General features: G+C 58.3%; 11 protein-coding genes and 2 pseudogenes. 6 read left to right on the top strand and 7 right to left on the bottom strand.

Annotated features, from left to right (window positions below):
* Positions 1 to 31: 31 nt before the first annotated feature.
* The 3 genes and pseudogenes from ACYQ47_RS16860 to ACYQ47_RS16850 all read right to left on the bottom strand — a co-directional run.
* Positions 32 to 1,242, bottom strand: a protein-coding gene (locus tag ACYQ47_RS16860) for an IS3 family transposase (protein WP_309852655.1) whose coding sequence is annotated in 2 segments (ribosomal slippage) — positions 32 to 924 and positions 924 to 1,242 — 1,212 coding nt in all. Because the reading frame shifts where the segments join, the coding sequence is not laid out codon by codon here.
* A gap of 220 nt (positions 1,243 to 1,462) precedes the next feature.
* Positions 1,463 to 1,626, bottom strand: a pseudogene (locus ACYQ47_RS16855) (IS21 family transposase); the annotation flags it as partial.
* 31 nt (positions 1,627 to 1,657) lie between these two features.
* Positions 1,658 to 2,590: pseudogene (locus ACYQ47_RS16850) on the bottom strand (transposase); the annotation flags it as partial.
* Positions 2,591 to 2,745: 155 nt separating this feature from the next.
* Here ACYQ47_RS16850 and ACYQ47_RS16845 point away from each other — a divergent pair.
* Positions 2,746 to 3,111: a hypothetical protein gene (locus ACYQ47_RS16845; RefSeq protein ID WP_250495433.1), complete on the top strand. Its 366-nt coding sequence runs from the start codon at positions 2,746 to 2,748 to the stop codon at positions 3,109 to 3,111.
* A 203-nt stretch (positions 3,112 to 3,314) separates the two neighbouring features.
* The gene (locus ACYQ47_RS16840; RefSeq protein ID WP_459906080.1) at positions 3,315 to 4,034 is read left to right on the top strand and encodes a helix-turn-helix domain-containing protein; all 720 of its coding nucleotides are present in this window, start codon (positions 3,315 to 3,317) and stop codon (positions 4,032 to 4,034) included.
* A gap of 146 nt (positions 4,035 to 4,180) precedes the next feature.
* Here the strand turns inward: ACYQ47_RS16840 and ACYQ47_RS16835 are convergent, their stop codons facing one another.
* The 4 genes from ACYQ47_RS16835 to ACYQ47_RS16820 are packed head-to-tail and all read right to left on the bottom strand — an operon-like array spanning position 4,181 to position 8,947.
* The gene (locus tag ACYQ47_RS16835) at positions 4,181 to 5,140 is read right to left on the bottom strand and encodes a Csu type fimbrial protein (RefSeq protein WP_459906079.1); all 960 of its coding nucleotides are present in this window, start codon (positions 5,138 to 5,140) and stop codon (positions 4,181 to 4,183) included.
* Positions 5,137 to 7,623 (bottom strand): fimbria/pilus outer membrane usher protein, encoded by a 2,487-nt coding sequence (locus tag ACYQ47_RS16830; protein WP_244832086.1) that lies wholly within the window; start codon positions 7,621 to 7,623, stop codon positions 5,137 to 5,139. The genes ACYQ47_RS16835 and ACYQ47_RS16830 overlap by 4 nt, the downstream gene beginning before the upstream one ends.
* 6 nt (positions 7,624 to 7,629) lie before the next feature.
* Positions 7,630 to 8,403, bottom strand: coding sequence for a fimbrial biogenesis chaperone (locus ACYQ47_RS16825; protein WP_244832087.1), 774 nt, complete (start codon positions 8,401 to 8,403; stop codon positions 7,630 to 7,632).
* 10 nt (positions 8,404 to 8,413) lie between these two features.
* Positions 8,414 to 8,947: a Csu type fimbrial protein gene (locus tag ACYQ47_RS16820; protein ID WP_370652301.1), complete on the bottom strand. Its 534-nt coding sequence runs from the start codon at positions 8,945 to 8,947 to the stop codon at positions 8,414 to 8,416.
* Positions 8,948 to 9,639: 692 nt separating this feature from the next.
* On the opposite strand from ACYQ47_RS16820, the gene ACYQ47_RS16815 reads away from it, so the two are divergent.
* From ACYQ47_RS16815 to ACYQ47_RS16800, 4 genes are all read left to right on the top strand, one after another.
* Positions 9,640 to 10,227 (top strand): sensor histidine kinase, encoded by a 588-nt coding sequence (locus ACYQ47_RS16815; protein ID WP_459906077.1) that lies wholly within the window; start codon positions 9,640 to 9,642, stop codon positions 10,225 to 10,227.
* Positions 10,188 to 10,442 (top strand): sensor histidine kinase, encoded by a 255-nt coding sequence (locus ACYQ47_RS16810; protein WP_250470141.1) that lies wholly within the window; start codon positions 10,188 to 10,190, stop codon positions 10,440 to 10,442. The genes ACYQ47_RS16815 and ACYQ47_RS16810 overlap by 40 nt, the downstream gene beginning before the upstream one ends.
* 355 nt (positions 10,443 to 10,797) lie before the next feature.
* The gene (locus tag ACYQ47_RS16805) at positions 10,798 to 12,591 is read left to right on the top strand and encodes a sensor domain-containing phosphodiesterase (protein WP_250470142.1); all 1,794 of its coding nucleotides are present in this window, start codon (positions 10,798 to 10,800) and stop codon (positions 12,589 to 12,591) included.
* Positions 12,592 to 12,703: 112 nt separating this feature from the next.
* The gene (locus ACYQ47_RS16800; RefSeq protein WP_459906076.1) at positions 12,704 to 13,699 is read left to right on the top strand and encodes a diguanylate cyclase domain-containing protein; all 996 of its coding nucleotides are present in this window, start codon (positions 12,704 to 12,706) and stop codon (positions 13,697 to 13,699) included.
* Positions 13,700 to 13,781 lie beyond the last annotated feature (82 nt).

Genomic DNA, 13,781 nt, shown 5'->3' with positions numbered 1-13,781 from the left:
TGGATTTGCCCCCGTAGTTCCGGACACCATCTCACACCAAGGTTGATGAATCGGCTTTACGTCGGAACTCGCGCGGCGAGCGGTATTTCAGCGCGCTATGCGGGTGTTTGTCGTTGTAGTGTTCGAATGCGACGGCCAGATTGCGCACGGCGGTCGCCGCGTCCGGCTTCGGCATGAACGCAACGTAATCGCGCTTCATCGTCTTGACGAAGCTTTCTGCCATGCCATTGCTCTGCGGGCTGCATACGGGCGTGGTCAACGGCTTGAGACCAATATCTGAAGCGAACGCGCGGGTCTTTTCGGCAATGTAACCCGAACCGTTGTCGCTGAGCCATTCGATTTGCGCGGGCGTTTTGCGAACGTTCCCGAAACGATGTTCGACAGCCGCCAGCATGACATCGCGCACAACGTCGCCGCTATGACCGCCTGTCGTCGCTGCCCAGCTGATCGCTTCGCGGTCACAGCAATCGAGTGCGAACGTCACGCGCAGCGGCGCGCCGTTGTCGCAACGAAACTCGAAGCCGTCAGAGCACCATCGCTGATTGCTTCTGGGCACCGCCACCGTACCTTCATGCCGACGCTCGATGCTCGGCCTCGCAGGCCTCCTGTGAAGCAACAAATCGTGCTGGCGCATCACGCGATAAACACGTTTCGCATTCACTGGAACCTCACACCGCAATTCCCGCTCGCTTCGCAGCAGGCCCCAGACGCGTCGATAGCCGTAGCTGGGCAAGTCAGCAACGAGCAAACGAATTTCGTCGACAATGCCAGCATCATCCGTTTTGCGTGCGCGCCGGCCATCCTGCCAGTCAGCAGTCCGGGCGAGCTTTACCGACACATTTGAGCGCGCTACACCGAGAACGTCACAGACCTGCTTCACTGGCCGTCCCCCGGTAATGAGGGTGAGCGCGCAATCCATTTTCGCGACTTCATGACCTCCACGGCTTCCCGGAGAATCTCGTTCTCCATGGTCTTCTTGCCCAGCAGGCGCTGGAGCTCCTTTATCTGCTTCAGCGCGTCGCTCAACTCGGACGCCGGCACAACTTCTTCTCCAGCGCTCACTGCCGACAGGCTGCCGTCCTGATGCAGCTTGCGCCACTGAAACAGCTGATTCGGATTGATGCCGTGCAGCCGAGCCACCATCGAAACTGTCTTGCCGGGCTCGAACGTCTCCCGAACCATCGCCAGCTTCTCATCAGCCGACCAGCGCCGTCGGCGCTCAGGTCCCGTCAACACTTCCATTACTTCGTTCTTGTTGTTAGTCATATACACAGTCTTATGCCTACCCGCTATTGTAAGTGGGAGACTGTGTCCGGTCTTTCACCGGGCTGTTCCATGTGCTGCGGGGATGTCATGCGGAACGACTACTTTCGCTGGGAAGCGAATGCCCCGCAGACATTCCCAATTGCCCTAACTACGCTGCATTAGCGAATTAGTGCACCCAGTAGCAGAATTAACGCACTTCTACAACGGCCCAGTCGAGTCCCGCCTGGCTAGCTTGCGCGGCGAACTTCGACACGTCCCCGAAGCTGATGCCGATGGCGCGGCTGATCTGCCGATGCGTCAGGCCCACTTGAGTCGCAGGACTTCCTTCGATTTGCGCATGCTCATCCGAGGTGTCGGCATCGGCGCTTCTCCCGCAAAAAAGGGAGCAGGTTCCAGCCTGATGGCACGCAAGTGTTTCCTCGCTTTTGCAATAGCCACGATCCGCAAATACCGTGAGCTTCTCAACCCCCATCTCCGCACGAGCAAGCTTGGGTGTCGACGCTAAATGATCGCGGTCAAACCCGTCATTGGTGACGACATGCGCGACAATTAGATGGTGCTTCGTGTCCACCGCTGTTTGCACGTTGTCGCCAACGACTACGGTGCCTCGCGTCTTCATTGATCGCGCATCGGGATCCGTGAGCCATACTTGTCCGTCGCGTGCCCTTGAGTTGGACCGCAATCTTCTTGAGAACTTGCATTTATTCCTTCAAGGCTGCGATCTTGTCTTTCAGCCGCTCTGTTCTGGCCTTCACGATCGCAGGCTCCTGACGATCAGCCGTGTCGAGCGCTTGGAGATATCGAGCAATACTCGACTCGATATCACGCATGCGCCGTTCGAGCTTGGCGTTCGTGAAGTTGCGGTCGCGATGGTTCACCGCCTTGAACTTGCTACCGTCGATCGCAACGATTACTTTAGAGAAGAGGTCCAGACGCTGGCATAGCATTACGAACTGACGGCAAACATCGCGAATACGTCTGCTGTTGTCGTCCGGAACCGAGCTATGGTTTTGAAGTCGGGCGCAAGTCGACCCGTGATCCACATAAGTTCGATGTTTCGCTGCGCCTCACGTTCAAAACGACGACTGGACTGAATGCGATTAAGATAGCCGTAGGTATAGATCTTACGCAGCACCTCAGGATGATAAAGACGGCCTGCCGGTCGACGCAGATTGAATGCGATCGAACCCGAGAGCATCAAAATCAAGTTCATTTACAAAGACATCGATTACGCACACTGGATTCGTGTCCGTCACGTAGTCCTCAAGTGCTTCGGGCAGCAGAAGCTCTGGTTACGATCGTCGCCTTGAACGAACCGCTTCACTTTGCGCACTCCCTTTGGTTACACAGCAAAAATCTAGCGTCTCAAAATGCGTTTTGACACTATCTGGACCGATTGCAGAGGTTCACGGTCCAACACCCGGAGCCAACCCCTAGCGGACTCGTTTCCTTCTGCTTTCCGCGGATGGCGTAAACGTCATGGCTGCTTTTCCCAACCTTGGAAGTTTGCCACTGGAAAGAACTAGCGTGAAAACCGCCCCCTCGCGCTCTTCCAAGCCTTTACATCATCGTCGTCGATCCAGCTTGCGGCGAGTTAACGAGCCGCGCTACAGCCGCAACGACTACGTTACCATCGTTGATCTTTACTTTGATTCGTGGCCGTCTTCGGCTGCGACCTCCATGTTGCTCGGACGGGAAAACGAAATGCCCGTTTTCCACAAGCATTTGTATCAAGTCGTCATGAGGGTTCAACGGATCGAACCGTTTGAGGTTCATGGGAACCACGCGGTCCGCATCCAAGAACGCGGCGAGTCCCGCACGCAGGTTGACTTCTTGGTCATTTGAACCGCTATAAGACGCATCTTTTCCATCCGAGTTGTTCGCTCAGTTCGGGAATAAGACCCGCTTTCGCATTGTGCAGGGACATGGTATGGTCCGTGGCGCGATCGATAACTATAGAAATAGCTACCGAGCGCGTCATCTTGACGCCCGGCAAAACGGCAAAATCATGAGACAATTAGTTGTCTTTAATCAAATAAACAGCCGCCATGTCCGACGCGATCCGCGCGCGGCGCGATCCCCCACGGTGCTCCGCCTGTGTAGTGCGCCATCTCTGTGTGCCAGAAGGGCTTAGTGCTCGTGACATCGGTAAGTTCGAACAAGTGATCTCGGCCGCGCACCTGGTACGGCGCGGCGAAGCGCTCTTCCGCGCGGGCGACGCATTTAACGCGCTCTTCGCGGTGCGCTCCGGCTCGCTCAAAACCGTTGCGATCCGTGACGGCGGGCGCAAACAGGTCACCGGCCTCATGCTTGCAGCCGACCCACTTGGGCTCGACGGTATTGGCGACGGCCAGCACACCTACGACGCAATTGCGCTCGAGGATAGCTCTGTGTGCGTCATTCCGTATTCGCTTTTTGAGCGCATATGCCGCGAGATGGAGACGCTGCAAAAACGCGTGTTACGGATGCTCGGACAGGCGATCAATCGCGAGTCGGATCACGCCCTGCGTCTCGCCATGTTGCGCGCGGACGAACGCGTTGCGCGCTTGCTGCTCGATTTGTCCGCACGGCTCGCCAAGCGCGGTTATGCAGCGGATGAGTTCACACTCCGAATGACGCGCGACGATATCGGAAGTTACCTTGGTTTAACCCTCGAAACCGTGAGTCGCACGCTGTCACGTTTTGACAAGATCGGCCTCATCGATGCGAAGGGCAAAGCCGTTCGCATCCGGGATTTCGAACGCCTGCGCAGTATTGGAGCTGGTTAGCGCCGACTGTCATAATGAGCAGGAAAATGCCGAATAAACGATTTTGGCGCTCAGCGATACTTTCACTTCGATCGGTGCTTTTCAGCGCTCATCTCTCATTGCGTTGCGCACAGGTCGATTCGAGAGCGCAAGATGATCCGGACGTCTCAAAAAATGATTGTCGCGATCACCGTATCGCTATAACTGCCTGGCGGCGGTGTCGGTTGCGGCAGCACGCGCGAATACACCGGAATGGTTTGCGTCGCGCCGTTGCCAGTGCCGCTTACGGTCGTCGATCCCGACGTGCCATCGCCCCAAGGTACCGAATACGATGGGCTCGGATACAGCCCGTAGCCGATCTTGTCGCTGCCGCCGGCGAGCGTCATGTAGCGCGTCGCGGATGTCGCGTTGACGCCGTTTCCCGCCGAAAGCGAAATGGCATACGCACCCGCATTGGTGCAGGCCACGGATAAGCTGCCCGCCGCCGTCAACGTCGAGGAGAGTAGACCCTTAGAGCCGAAGTCAATATTCGACGCCGAGATCGTGCAGTCGTTAATGACGTTCGCCGTCACGGGAAACGAGAAAGACCCGGATAAAACCGGTAGCGCGAGGCAGTCGAGAAACGTGCCGGTGGTCGGCAGCGTCTGATAGCCGACAATCGCCGTGCTGCCGAACGTGGCGCCGAAGCTGCCCGCCTGCACGCTCGATTGTGACGGCAGTATCTTGCCGTACACAGTCACGGTCGTGTTCACCGCGCCCGCGTTCACCGGTAAATCGTAAAACGCGGGAGCATAGGGACCAAAGATCGAGCCGACCACGCTTGTGCCCGCCGAATCGCTATAGAGGTTGTATTGCAACGTGCTCACGCCGTTCGTCATGTACCGCGGCGCATAGCTCGTCTGCCCGACGCCCGGCCCGAGCGCGACACACACGCGCAACTTTGCGAGCAGCCCGGAGCATTTGATGGCGATGGTCGCGCTCGCGCTCGGCGTTCCCGTCACCGGACTGTACGAGCCGAAGCTCATGCCCGTCGATATAGCCGTGCAGACCTGCGCTTGCGCGTTGCCCGCGGCCAGTGCGCAAAGCACGAACACGATCAGCGCAATCACATGACGAAGCAGTTTCATCGCGTCACCGCATGGCAGACGAACGGCCCGAGCGTTTCGAGCGACTGAGCGGTTTGCGGCGCGAACGCGATATCGGCTTCGCAGGAACCGGCATTCCATTGAGCGAACACATGATTTTGCGCCTTGAGATCGTCGATGAAGGTGAGGCCATCATAGCCCACGAGGTATTGTTTGCCGCTTGCGCTCACGATGGCGTGCGCGCCCGGCTGCAAGGGCTTGCCGTTGTCGTCGACGAGCTTGAGCTGCGCGCCGCTGAAGTGCTCGATGGAAAAGCGCGCCAGCACGCCCGCGCGCGCTTGCGGCGCGATGTTCAGGCTCGTCGCGCTGATCGACGTGGTCGCGGGCAGTCCGAGCGGGTCGATGGCGAGATGGTTCGAATCGTAGGCGAGCAGGTTCGGCACCAGCAGATGACCCGCGCCATTGGTCTTGCCGATCAGCCGGTTCTCGTGCAGCACGGGAACGTTTGCCACGCCGTTCGTATCGACCACGGCGAAGGCGTCGTCGATGCGGCGGCCCGCGAGCACGTCGCCTGCCATCAGCACGATGGAGCCGGAGCCGTCGAGCTCGGTCGCCGTGCGTCCGCGGTTCTGATACACCGAGCCGATCACATCGCCATAACGATTGCGATACGTGCCCTGCGCGAGTCCCTGCACACTGCCGTTCTGCTGGCCGCCCTGCACTTGCCAGCCGAAGCCGCCGTCGTAATCCGGCGTGCGCGAGAGCGAGGCATTCATGAGCGGCGAATGCTGGTCGAAACCGCCGCTCACGCTCGCGTTCATGCTGCTGCCGATTGGCATGCTGAGCGCGATGAAGAGCCCCGCATTGCGCGTCGTGCCGAAGTCGCGATAGACGCTTGCCGAGAGCGCGACGCGCCCGCCTATCGACGACGAATACGCGAGCGAGCCGATGCGCGCGCGGCCCGAGTAACTATCGTTGACGCCGACGTATGTCATGCTCACTGCGCCCGGCTGGCCGACGATCTGCAAGGGCACGGCCACCGTTGCGCGGTCGGTCGATGCCGGCGCGGGCGCGCCTTCGCTCGAGGCCAGATCGCCGTAATGCGACGTTGCGCGCTGCACTTGCATGTCGACGGACAAAAGCGGCGCGCGGTACTGCCAGCCTGCGCTGAACTGCGCGCCCGCGCCGGTGGTGGTCGATCCCGCGACGGGAACGCCGCCCTCGTAGCCGATGGTCTGTACCGTGCTCTTGCCCGTGCTTGCCGCCACGGAGACGTTGACCACGCCCGCTGCGCCCGCGCGGATCAGGCCGCCCACGCCCAGATTGACGATGTGACGCGTCGCTTCGGCATGTGCCTCGACCGTGAAACGTTCGGAAACACCATGGCGAAGCGACGCGGACAGCGACGGCTCGCCCGAATAGCCGAGCGATTCGAAACCATAGTTGCGGCGCAGAAAGCCGCCTTCCATCGAAAAATCGGTGAGACCGGTGGCGAGCAGACGCGCGTCGATATAGAGCGGCACCGTGGTCATCACGTTGCGGCCGAGTGCATCGCGCGTGACGATGGTTGCCTCGCCCGCGCCCGTCACCGCCGGCACCGCATTGATGACGAACGGGCCGGATGGCGCCTGACCGCTGTATTGACGCACGTTGTTCACGTAGAGATCCACGGCGGTGGGCACGGCCGCCGAGCCGCCGAGCGTCGGCACCGGATAAGTCACGAGGTCGGGACGCAGCGAAAAGTCGCGCGATACCTGCACGCCGCCGAGACGCACCGCGCGCGTCCAGGAGAGCGACGAGCTGATCGTGTCGCCAATGCGGGTGGTGATCATCGTGTCGGGGTTCGAGCGCCGCCACGACGTATCGAGGCGCGTGTAGCCCGTGCGTTCGCCGTATCGGTAAGCGGTGCCGGTGTTGCTGAAGGTGCCGCCCGGATAAAACAAGCGCTCCTCGCTGAAGAGCGCGTAGCGCGACTCGTATTGGGGCTGCGCGGTGAATTCATAGTTGATAAGCGCGCCGGTGGCCGTGGAGGTCGTCGGGCGGCGCAACGAGCCGTCGTTAAGTGTGGACGGCACACGGCGCGCGTCGCTGACACGGATATCGATGCGCTGCAGTTCCGGCCGGTACGCATACGACAGCCCGGCGATGGTCGCAAGCGCCACGCGGCCTTGCGCATCCACGGGCGTCTCCCCCGCGAGGATGCCGATCTCCGCGAGCTCACGCGGCATGGCGTGGAGCGCACCGTCCACCATGAAAAACTGCGCGACCTGATCCGTGGAGATGTCGTTGATGACCACTTCCAGATAGAGCACGCCATCGCGTTTGGGGTTCGCCGCGCTGGCCGCGCTGGCAGCACTGGCAGCACTGGCGCTGGCGGATGCCACGGGCGACGTCACCATCTGCGCGGCCCACGCGGCGCTCACCGCCATGCTGAGACTGGCGCTCGCCGCGAGCACGAACGGCAGACGCGCACGCGCGCGCCTGCCGCCGCGCCTTTTGCGGCTCTCGACATGACCGGCCTTCACGTCACGTCACTTCGCCGACGAGACGACGAGCGGGCTAGCGAGCGAGATCTGCGTCGAGACGGGCGTGCCGTTGATGGTCGCGTGCACGGTGGCGGTGGTTGCGGTGCTGGCGGCATCCGCAACAGGCCATTGGCGTGTCGCGTGCGCCAGCGCGTAACCGAGGAGTCCCGGCGCCATTTCGGTGACGCGGCCGTCCGGCCATTCGATCCGCACCTGGCTCAGTTGCGCGTGCAGCGCATCGGCATTGGCGGCGCGCAACATCAGGCGCGCGGGCGCGGCTTTCGGATCGGCGCCGGCGCTTGCGCGCTCCAGCGTGAAATCGACCTTAGGCGTGGCGGGGCCGGACGTGGCGTTCGCGAAGACGGGCACCGAATAGCGCAACTGCATGCGCACGCCAGTCGTGCGGGCGGTTTCGGCTTGCGGAATCTCGTCCACCAGCAGGCGATACGTCTCCTCGCCGCGCGGCGCTTCGCGGCTCGTGCGCAAGATGCGTACGGTTTGCTCGCCACCGGCAGGAATGCTGATGATCGGCGGGCTTGCAACGATGCCGCGCGCTTCGTCGAGACGGTCTTCGTCGAGCGTTTGCGACCAGCCGAACACGCGCACTTGCGCGGTGATGGTCTCGCTGCCGCGGTTCTGCAGCTTCATGACGGCGGCGGGTTGTTCGGGCGAAAGATCGACGCGGATGGGCGAAACCTGCAGCGCACCGGCATGCGCGGGCACGGCGAGCGCCACGGCAAGCGCCCCGGCCGCGAGCTTGAAAGAACGGAAAAAGGACATCGCCGGGGCCTCAGAATGTAACCGTCGCCGTGATGGTCGACGTGTAGGCGCCCGCCGCCGGGGCGGTTTGCGTCGGCACTCGGCCATAGACGGTGAGGGCTTGCGAGGAGCCGGTGCCGGTGCCCGAGAGCGTATCGGTGCCGATCGTTTGGCCCCAATTCTGAGTGCGCGCCGAGTCGCGATAGAGGCCGAAGTTGACTGTCGGATTGGGTGAACCCATGCCGCCCAGAAGACGCGTCGCCACGGCCGAGCCGCTTACCGAGCCCTGATCCAGCCCGATGTTGTAGGCCGTGCCCTTCGTGCAGGTCACGTTGACCGTGGTTGTTTGGTCGATGTTTGTCTGGATAATGCCCGTCGAGCCGAAATCGAGCGAATTGGCGGTGATGTCGCAATCGGCTTGAATGGTCAGCGACACGGTGAACGTCGCCGTCTTAGATGTCGCGCCCTCTGCTGCTAGGGGTAAACCGCTTGCCAGTGTGAGGACGAGCGCGATCTCACCTGCGCGACGGACCAATCGCGCGGTTCTCTCAATATTTTTCCGCATTATTTCTCCGAATATGCGTGTGTGTGCGGAGCCACCAGATTAACGGCCGCTCCCTGCTTCCTTAACGGCCAAGCAACAATCCTCTTAAGTCCGAAGCCATCGAAGTTTTCTATCGAAACTTCGTTTGCGTTACCAAAACTTGACTGTCCTAGCACTGCCGAGAGCACGCTCGCCCCCGCGTTGACCAGATCGAAGACGCTCGAAGTCAAATACCCTACGAAGCACTCATCTACTGAAGCCTCGTTGCATTAGCAACGCCGACGAGTGAGGTTTGGCAAACAACTTCGAAGCTAGCCATTACCCTAGAATGCGCCTCAGGGGCAGGAAATGAAATGGCCGTTCGGATTTTGGGAGCACGAGGCATGGCTGGGGCATTTTCCTCCATCCACTAAGTCGCTGGTCCTGACCGTCTGATCATTTTAAAGTTTGGAGCGTGGACACCCCAGCGAGCAATTAACGCTCGAACCAACTATAATCGCAACCTTCAGTGAACGACTTATCAATTTGATGAGCAAGACATTTTTATATCTGGCGATATAGGTTGTGCGCCAATTATAGGCTGGGTTATCGCTCCGAAGAGAGCAACAAAACGAGAATCAAATGGTTTTCTCTTTTAGGGTCCAAACACATCGAATTTCCGCGCGCGCATAGAAGAGGTCGTTCATCAATACGGCGATCTCTGCCAAGTTATCATGGCACTTGCTCGCGAACGCGATGTCCCGTTTCTGGTAGATGAATATCAAACGTTAAACCGTTGTCTTGACAACGCAATCGCAAAGGCGGTTATGGAGTTCGCTTATCAGCGCGGTAACGCCGATCGTAGCGCTCAAGGAAAACAGGACCGAGAAGACACAGCGGCACTTGTTCACGAACTACGCAACGCGTTGTCGAGTGCGACTATAGCGTTCGAAGCGGCGAAGAAAGGTAACTTGAATCTTAACGGCGCAACAGGCACAGTCCTCCAGCGCGGACTTGATAGTCTACGCAGCCTGATCAATCGGTCACTTGACGAACTTAAAGGAGAGACGGACAAAGGGCTTTCGAGTGAGAAGTTTCAATTGGCGGGATTTATTCAGGATGTGGCGCACGCCGCAACGTTGGCCGCGCACGTTCGTGATGTTGCTTTTACGGCTCTGCCAATCGAACAAGGTCTCGCCGTTTGGGCAGACCGCGACGAATTATATTCCGCAGTGACTAGTCTAGTGCAAAACGGTTTTAAATTCACAAAACCGATACCGAGGTGGAGCTCGTCGCCTACGCGGCAGGAGACCGCATTTTAATCGAAGTACGTGACCACTGCGGCGGACTTCCTCGTGGCAGCGCCGCAACCATGTTCCAACCTTTCACGCAACAATCGAAAGACAAAAGTGGTTTAGACATGGGGCTCTCAATCACTAAAGGGATCATTGAATCGTTTGATGGTAACTTGACGGTAACTAATCGGCCCGGTGTCGGATGCATATTCACGATTAATTTGCCGCACCATAGCATCTGAGTCAAAGAACCTCATCCCTACTGCGAACAGCACGTTGCGCTTTTCCACGACCGCAGCGCGCAAAACCTTTTCGTAGATTGTCGGAACGCGCTCCAAAAATAATCGAATAAATCCCGAGCGCGCAGGTTGGCTGTCCCCTTTGGCTGGTAAGGCCGTCAAACCAAATGAAGTGGATACCCTTAAGTTTTAGTGTCCAATGCCGTCATTGAATAAAGAGTTCCATTTTTGGCCGTGACCGGATATTGCGGTCATCTAACAATCTCCGAAACCGAGGGAGCAGCAGCCCGATCGCTTACTTGGAACAGCCGATTTCCATATGGGTGATAGAGCGATACTCCGCTGGCATGAGCAACCAATGATCGCACCGCCCTATCCTCTCGATGAAGATGCTCGACTGAGCACGCTGCGCTCTGCGTGTATTTTGGATACACCGCCCGACTCTGTTTTTGACGACATCACCCGACTCGCCTCCGACATTTTTGAAGTGCCAATCTCGCTGGTGACCCTAGTAGACAAGGACCGTCAGTGGTTCAAATCTCGTGTTGGTATGCACGTCACCGAGACGGCCCGGGAAACGTCGTTTTGCGCACATGCGATTTTAGCCCGTGAACCAATGGTGGTGCTCGATACCCACCACGATGACCGATTTCATGACAATCCATTGGTCACCGGATCGCCGTTCATCCGCTTCTATGCTGGTGCACCGCTTGTGACACACAACGGCCACGCCGTCGGAACGCTGTGCATCATTGGTACGACTCCCCGAGCGTCTTTCGGCGCTCAAGAACGATCCCATCTGTCAGCGTTAGCCAATCTGATTGCGCAGCGTATTGACACGTTGCGCTCGACGGCCTGTCGCGACAGAGTGACGGGACTGCCCAATCTGACGCGTTTTCTAGACGATTTGGCGCTCCGCGACGAACAGCACGGCGTGGCTGTACATGCGTCGACGCAGGCGGTGTTGATCGATGTCTGTACGCTGGACTATATCAACCGCATGGTCGTTGCCATCGGATTGGAGTCGATCAACGCCGTAGCGGTCGAGACAACCAAACGACTGACCGACGCGCTTGGTCCGGGCATAACGCTTTATCGAATCGGCTATGCGCGATACGGTCTCGTCACAGAAGCGTCCTGTACCGGACTTGGGAGGCTCGTTGACTGCATCACGGGCGCGTTCGAACGGCCTTTAGCTGCGGGCGTGGACCTGCCGATCGATGTCACGCCGTCTATCGGTGTCGTTCGACTTAGCGACGCCGTAAATCCACCCGACATGATCGCCGCGTTGATTTTCGCATCAGAGCGCGCTCGCGAAACTCAGACACGTGCGGTGTATTACGACTTGGAAATGGGACGTCATCGAAATCGTGCGTTCATCCTGATCAACTCGTTCAAGGATGCACTTTCAACAAATCAATTGCGTCTCGTCTATCAACCTCGCGTCCGGTTAAGCGATGGTGTTTGCGTGAGCGCGGAAGCGCTTGTGCGCTGGCGTCACCCCCAGCTTGGAGAAATCTCTCCGGGCGAATTTATTCCGCTCGTCGAGAACACGGCGCTTGTCAACGCATTGACCGATTGGGTGCTCACTGCGGCGTTAAGACAGCTTGCGATGTGGCAATCGAGTCATCCGACACTCCGTGTATCAGTGAATGCTGTCGCGTCAGACTTGACGCGCGATAATTTTGTGCCGTTGGTCGAATCGACACTTAAATCGTGCAATGTTGGCGCTCAACGACTGGAGATCGAAGTGACAGAGGGGTCGCTCATGCGCCATTGCGATCGCACCGCGTTAGCAGTCGGTCGGCTTCGCGAGATTGGCGTGGCGCTTGCAATCGACGACTTTGGATCCGGATTCAGCAACCTTGCGCAGCTTAGCCACCTCGATGTGGCAACCGTGAAGATCGACCAGGCACTCGTCAGAGCAATATCAGTCAGCCCGCGTGACGCAACAATCGTTCGGACGGTGATTCGCCTTGTCCATGAATTAGGTTACACCGCCGTAGCAGAGGGAGTTGAGACCGCCGAAATACTCGGGCAGGTCAAAGCGTGGGGGTGCGACGAAGTTCAAGGCTATTTCACTGGCCGGCCGATGGAGGCAGACATATTTTCGGCTTGGCTCGACGTCGAGCAGCATGTCATGCCGCTGTAGCAAGCTGACACGTGTGACTTCGAGTGTTGCATGCTCAGTTCCCTTCGTGATGAATCGTCAAACATAAATGTCGTCAGCTTCAATGTGCATCGATGAGTACTTAGGGCGTTAAATGGAACGGTCAGTCGAACAAGTTTTATTAACTCGGATTCGAAATTACTACGAATCTCTCTCGCGGCCGACAGCGCGAGAGAACGACGCTATCCAAGAACAGCTGTTCCGTACGCTCGTCGGACGAACGGAGATGATTGTACTTGGAGGAGTCAGCGTCGTCAGTCTCGATCTGACCTACGCCTTCTCCGATTTCCTGACGGGCATTATCCTTTTTGCTATTGCGGTGTGTGGCGTAGTGAATCGCATCGTGGTTACGCGTTGGATTCATCAAAATTTCAGCGAAGGCGTCTACACACGGCATCGGATCATATCCTCGGGGCTGATATGGTCCGTGATCATCGGGTCGACTGGCTGCGTCACAGCCATGTCAGGAGATATGTTGCTTACCGTGATGAGCGCATGTGTCATGACCGGCCTAGCTTTCGGCGCAACTTTTACCAACGCCGGTGCCCCAAAGTTTGCAAAGCTACAGGTTGTTTTGATCGTCGTCCCGTTCCTCGCGGCCTGTGCGATCTCGCCTGCACTGCATATGAAGTGGATCGCTATCCAAGGCCCCGTCTGGATTGTCGGCATGTTTATTACCGTCGACAAGGCTTATCGAGCGGCCGCGGCGCTCATCCATGCGCAGCTACGAATTGTGTTTCTTGCAACCAAAGACTCGCTCACGGGATTGAACAACCGTGCCAAGATAATGGAAATTATCGACACGCTTTCAAAGCGCCGTGTCGATGATAGCGGCATCTCAGAGGAAGTGTTTGTGCTGTTCCTAGAGCTCGACGGATTTAAGGCAGTGAATGATACTTTCGGCCATGGTGCGGGTGACGAGCTGCTGCAAGCGGTAGCAAATCGCCTGAATGCCCTTGCTGGAATTGACGACCATATCGGGAGGTTGGGCGGTGACGAGTTCGCCTTCGTTTTGGATAACAAAACTTGCTCGCAGACGTATCAGCTTGCCAATCTCATTGTCGAAGCCATTTCGACTCCATTTACTTGAGAAATAACAGCTTGGTTAAAATAGGGGTGAGTGTTGGTGGGGCGTCTCTTACGACAGGCTCTGCTGCCAGCGCGTTTGAAAC

The organism is Caballeronia sp. HLA56 (assembly GCF_054655155.1).
The sequence above is the reverse complement of the archived record's forward strand: the minus strand, read 5'-3'. Positions and strand labels throughout refer to the sequence as shown.

Bases quoted from the DNA above. Each gene is read 5' to 3' on its own strand.
- ACYQ47_RS16820 (WP_370652301.1), bottom strand. From the start codon at position 8,947: ATGCGGAAAAATATTGAGAGAACCGCGCGATTGGTCCGTCGCGCAGGT.
- ACYQ47_RS16835 (WP_459906079.1), bottom strand. From the start codon at position 5,140: ATGAAACTGCTTCGTCATGTGATTGCGCTGATCGTGTTCGTGCTTTGC.
- ACYQ47_RS16840 (WP_459906080.1), top strand. From the start codon at position 3,315: ATGTCCGACGCGATCCGCGCGCGGCGCGATCCCCCACGGTGCTCCGCC.
- ACYQ47_RS16800 (WP_459906076.1), top strand. From the start codon at position 12,704: ATGGAACGGTCAGTCGAACAAGTTTTATTAACTCGGATTCGAAATTAC.
- ACYQ47_RS16845 (WP_250495433.1), top strand. From the start codon at position 2,746: ATGGCTGCTTTTCCCAACCTTGGAAGTTTGCCACTGGAAAGAACTAGC.
- ACYQ47_RS16805 (WP_250470142.1), top strand. From the start codon at position 10,798: ATGATCGCACCGCCCTATCCTCTCGATGAAGATGCTCGACTGAGCACG.
- ACYQ47_RS16825 (WP_244832087.1), bottom strand. From the start codon at position 8,403: ATGTCCTTTTTCCGTTCTTTCAAGCTCGCGGCCGGGGCGCTTGCCGTG.
- ACYQ47_RS16815 (WP_459906077.1), top strand. From the start codon at position 9,640: ATGGCACTTGCTCGCGAACGCGATGTCCCGTTTCTGGTAGATGAATAT.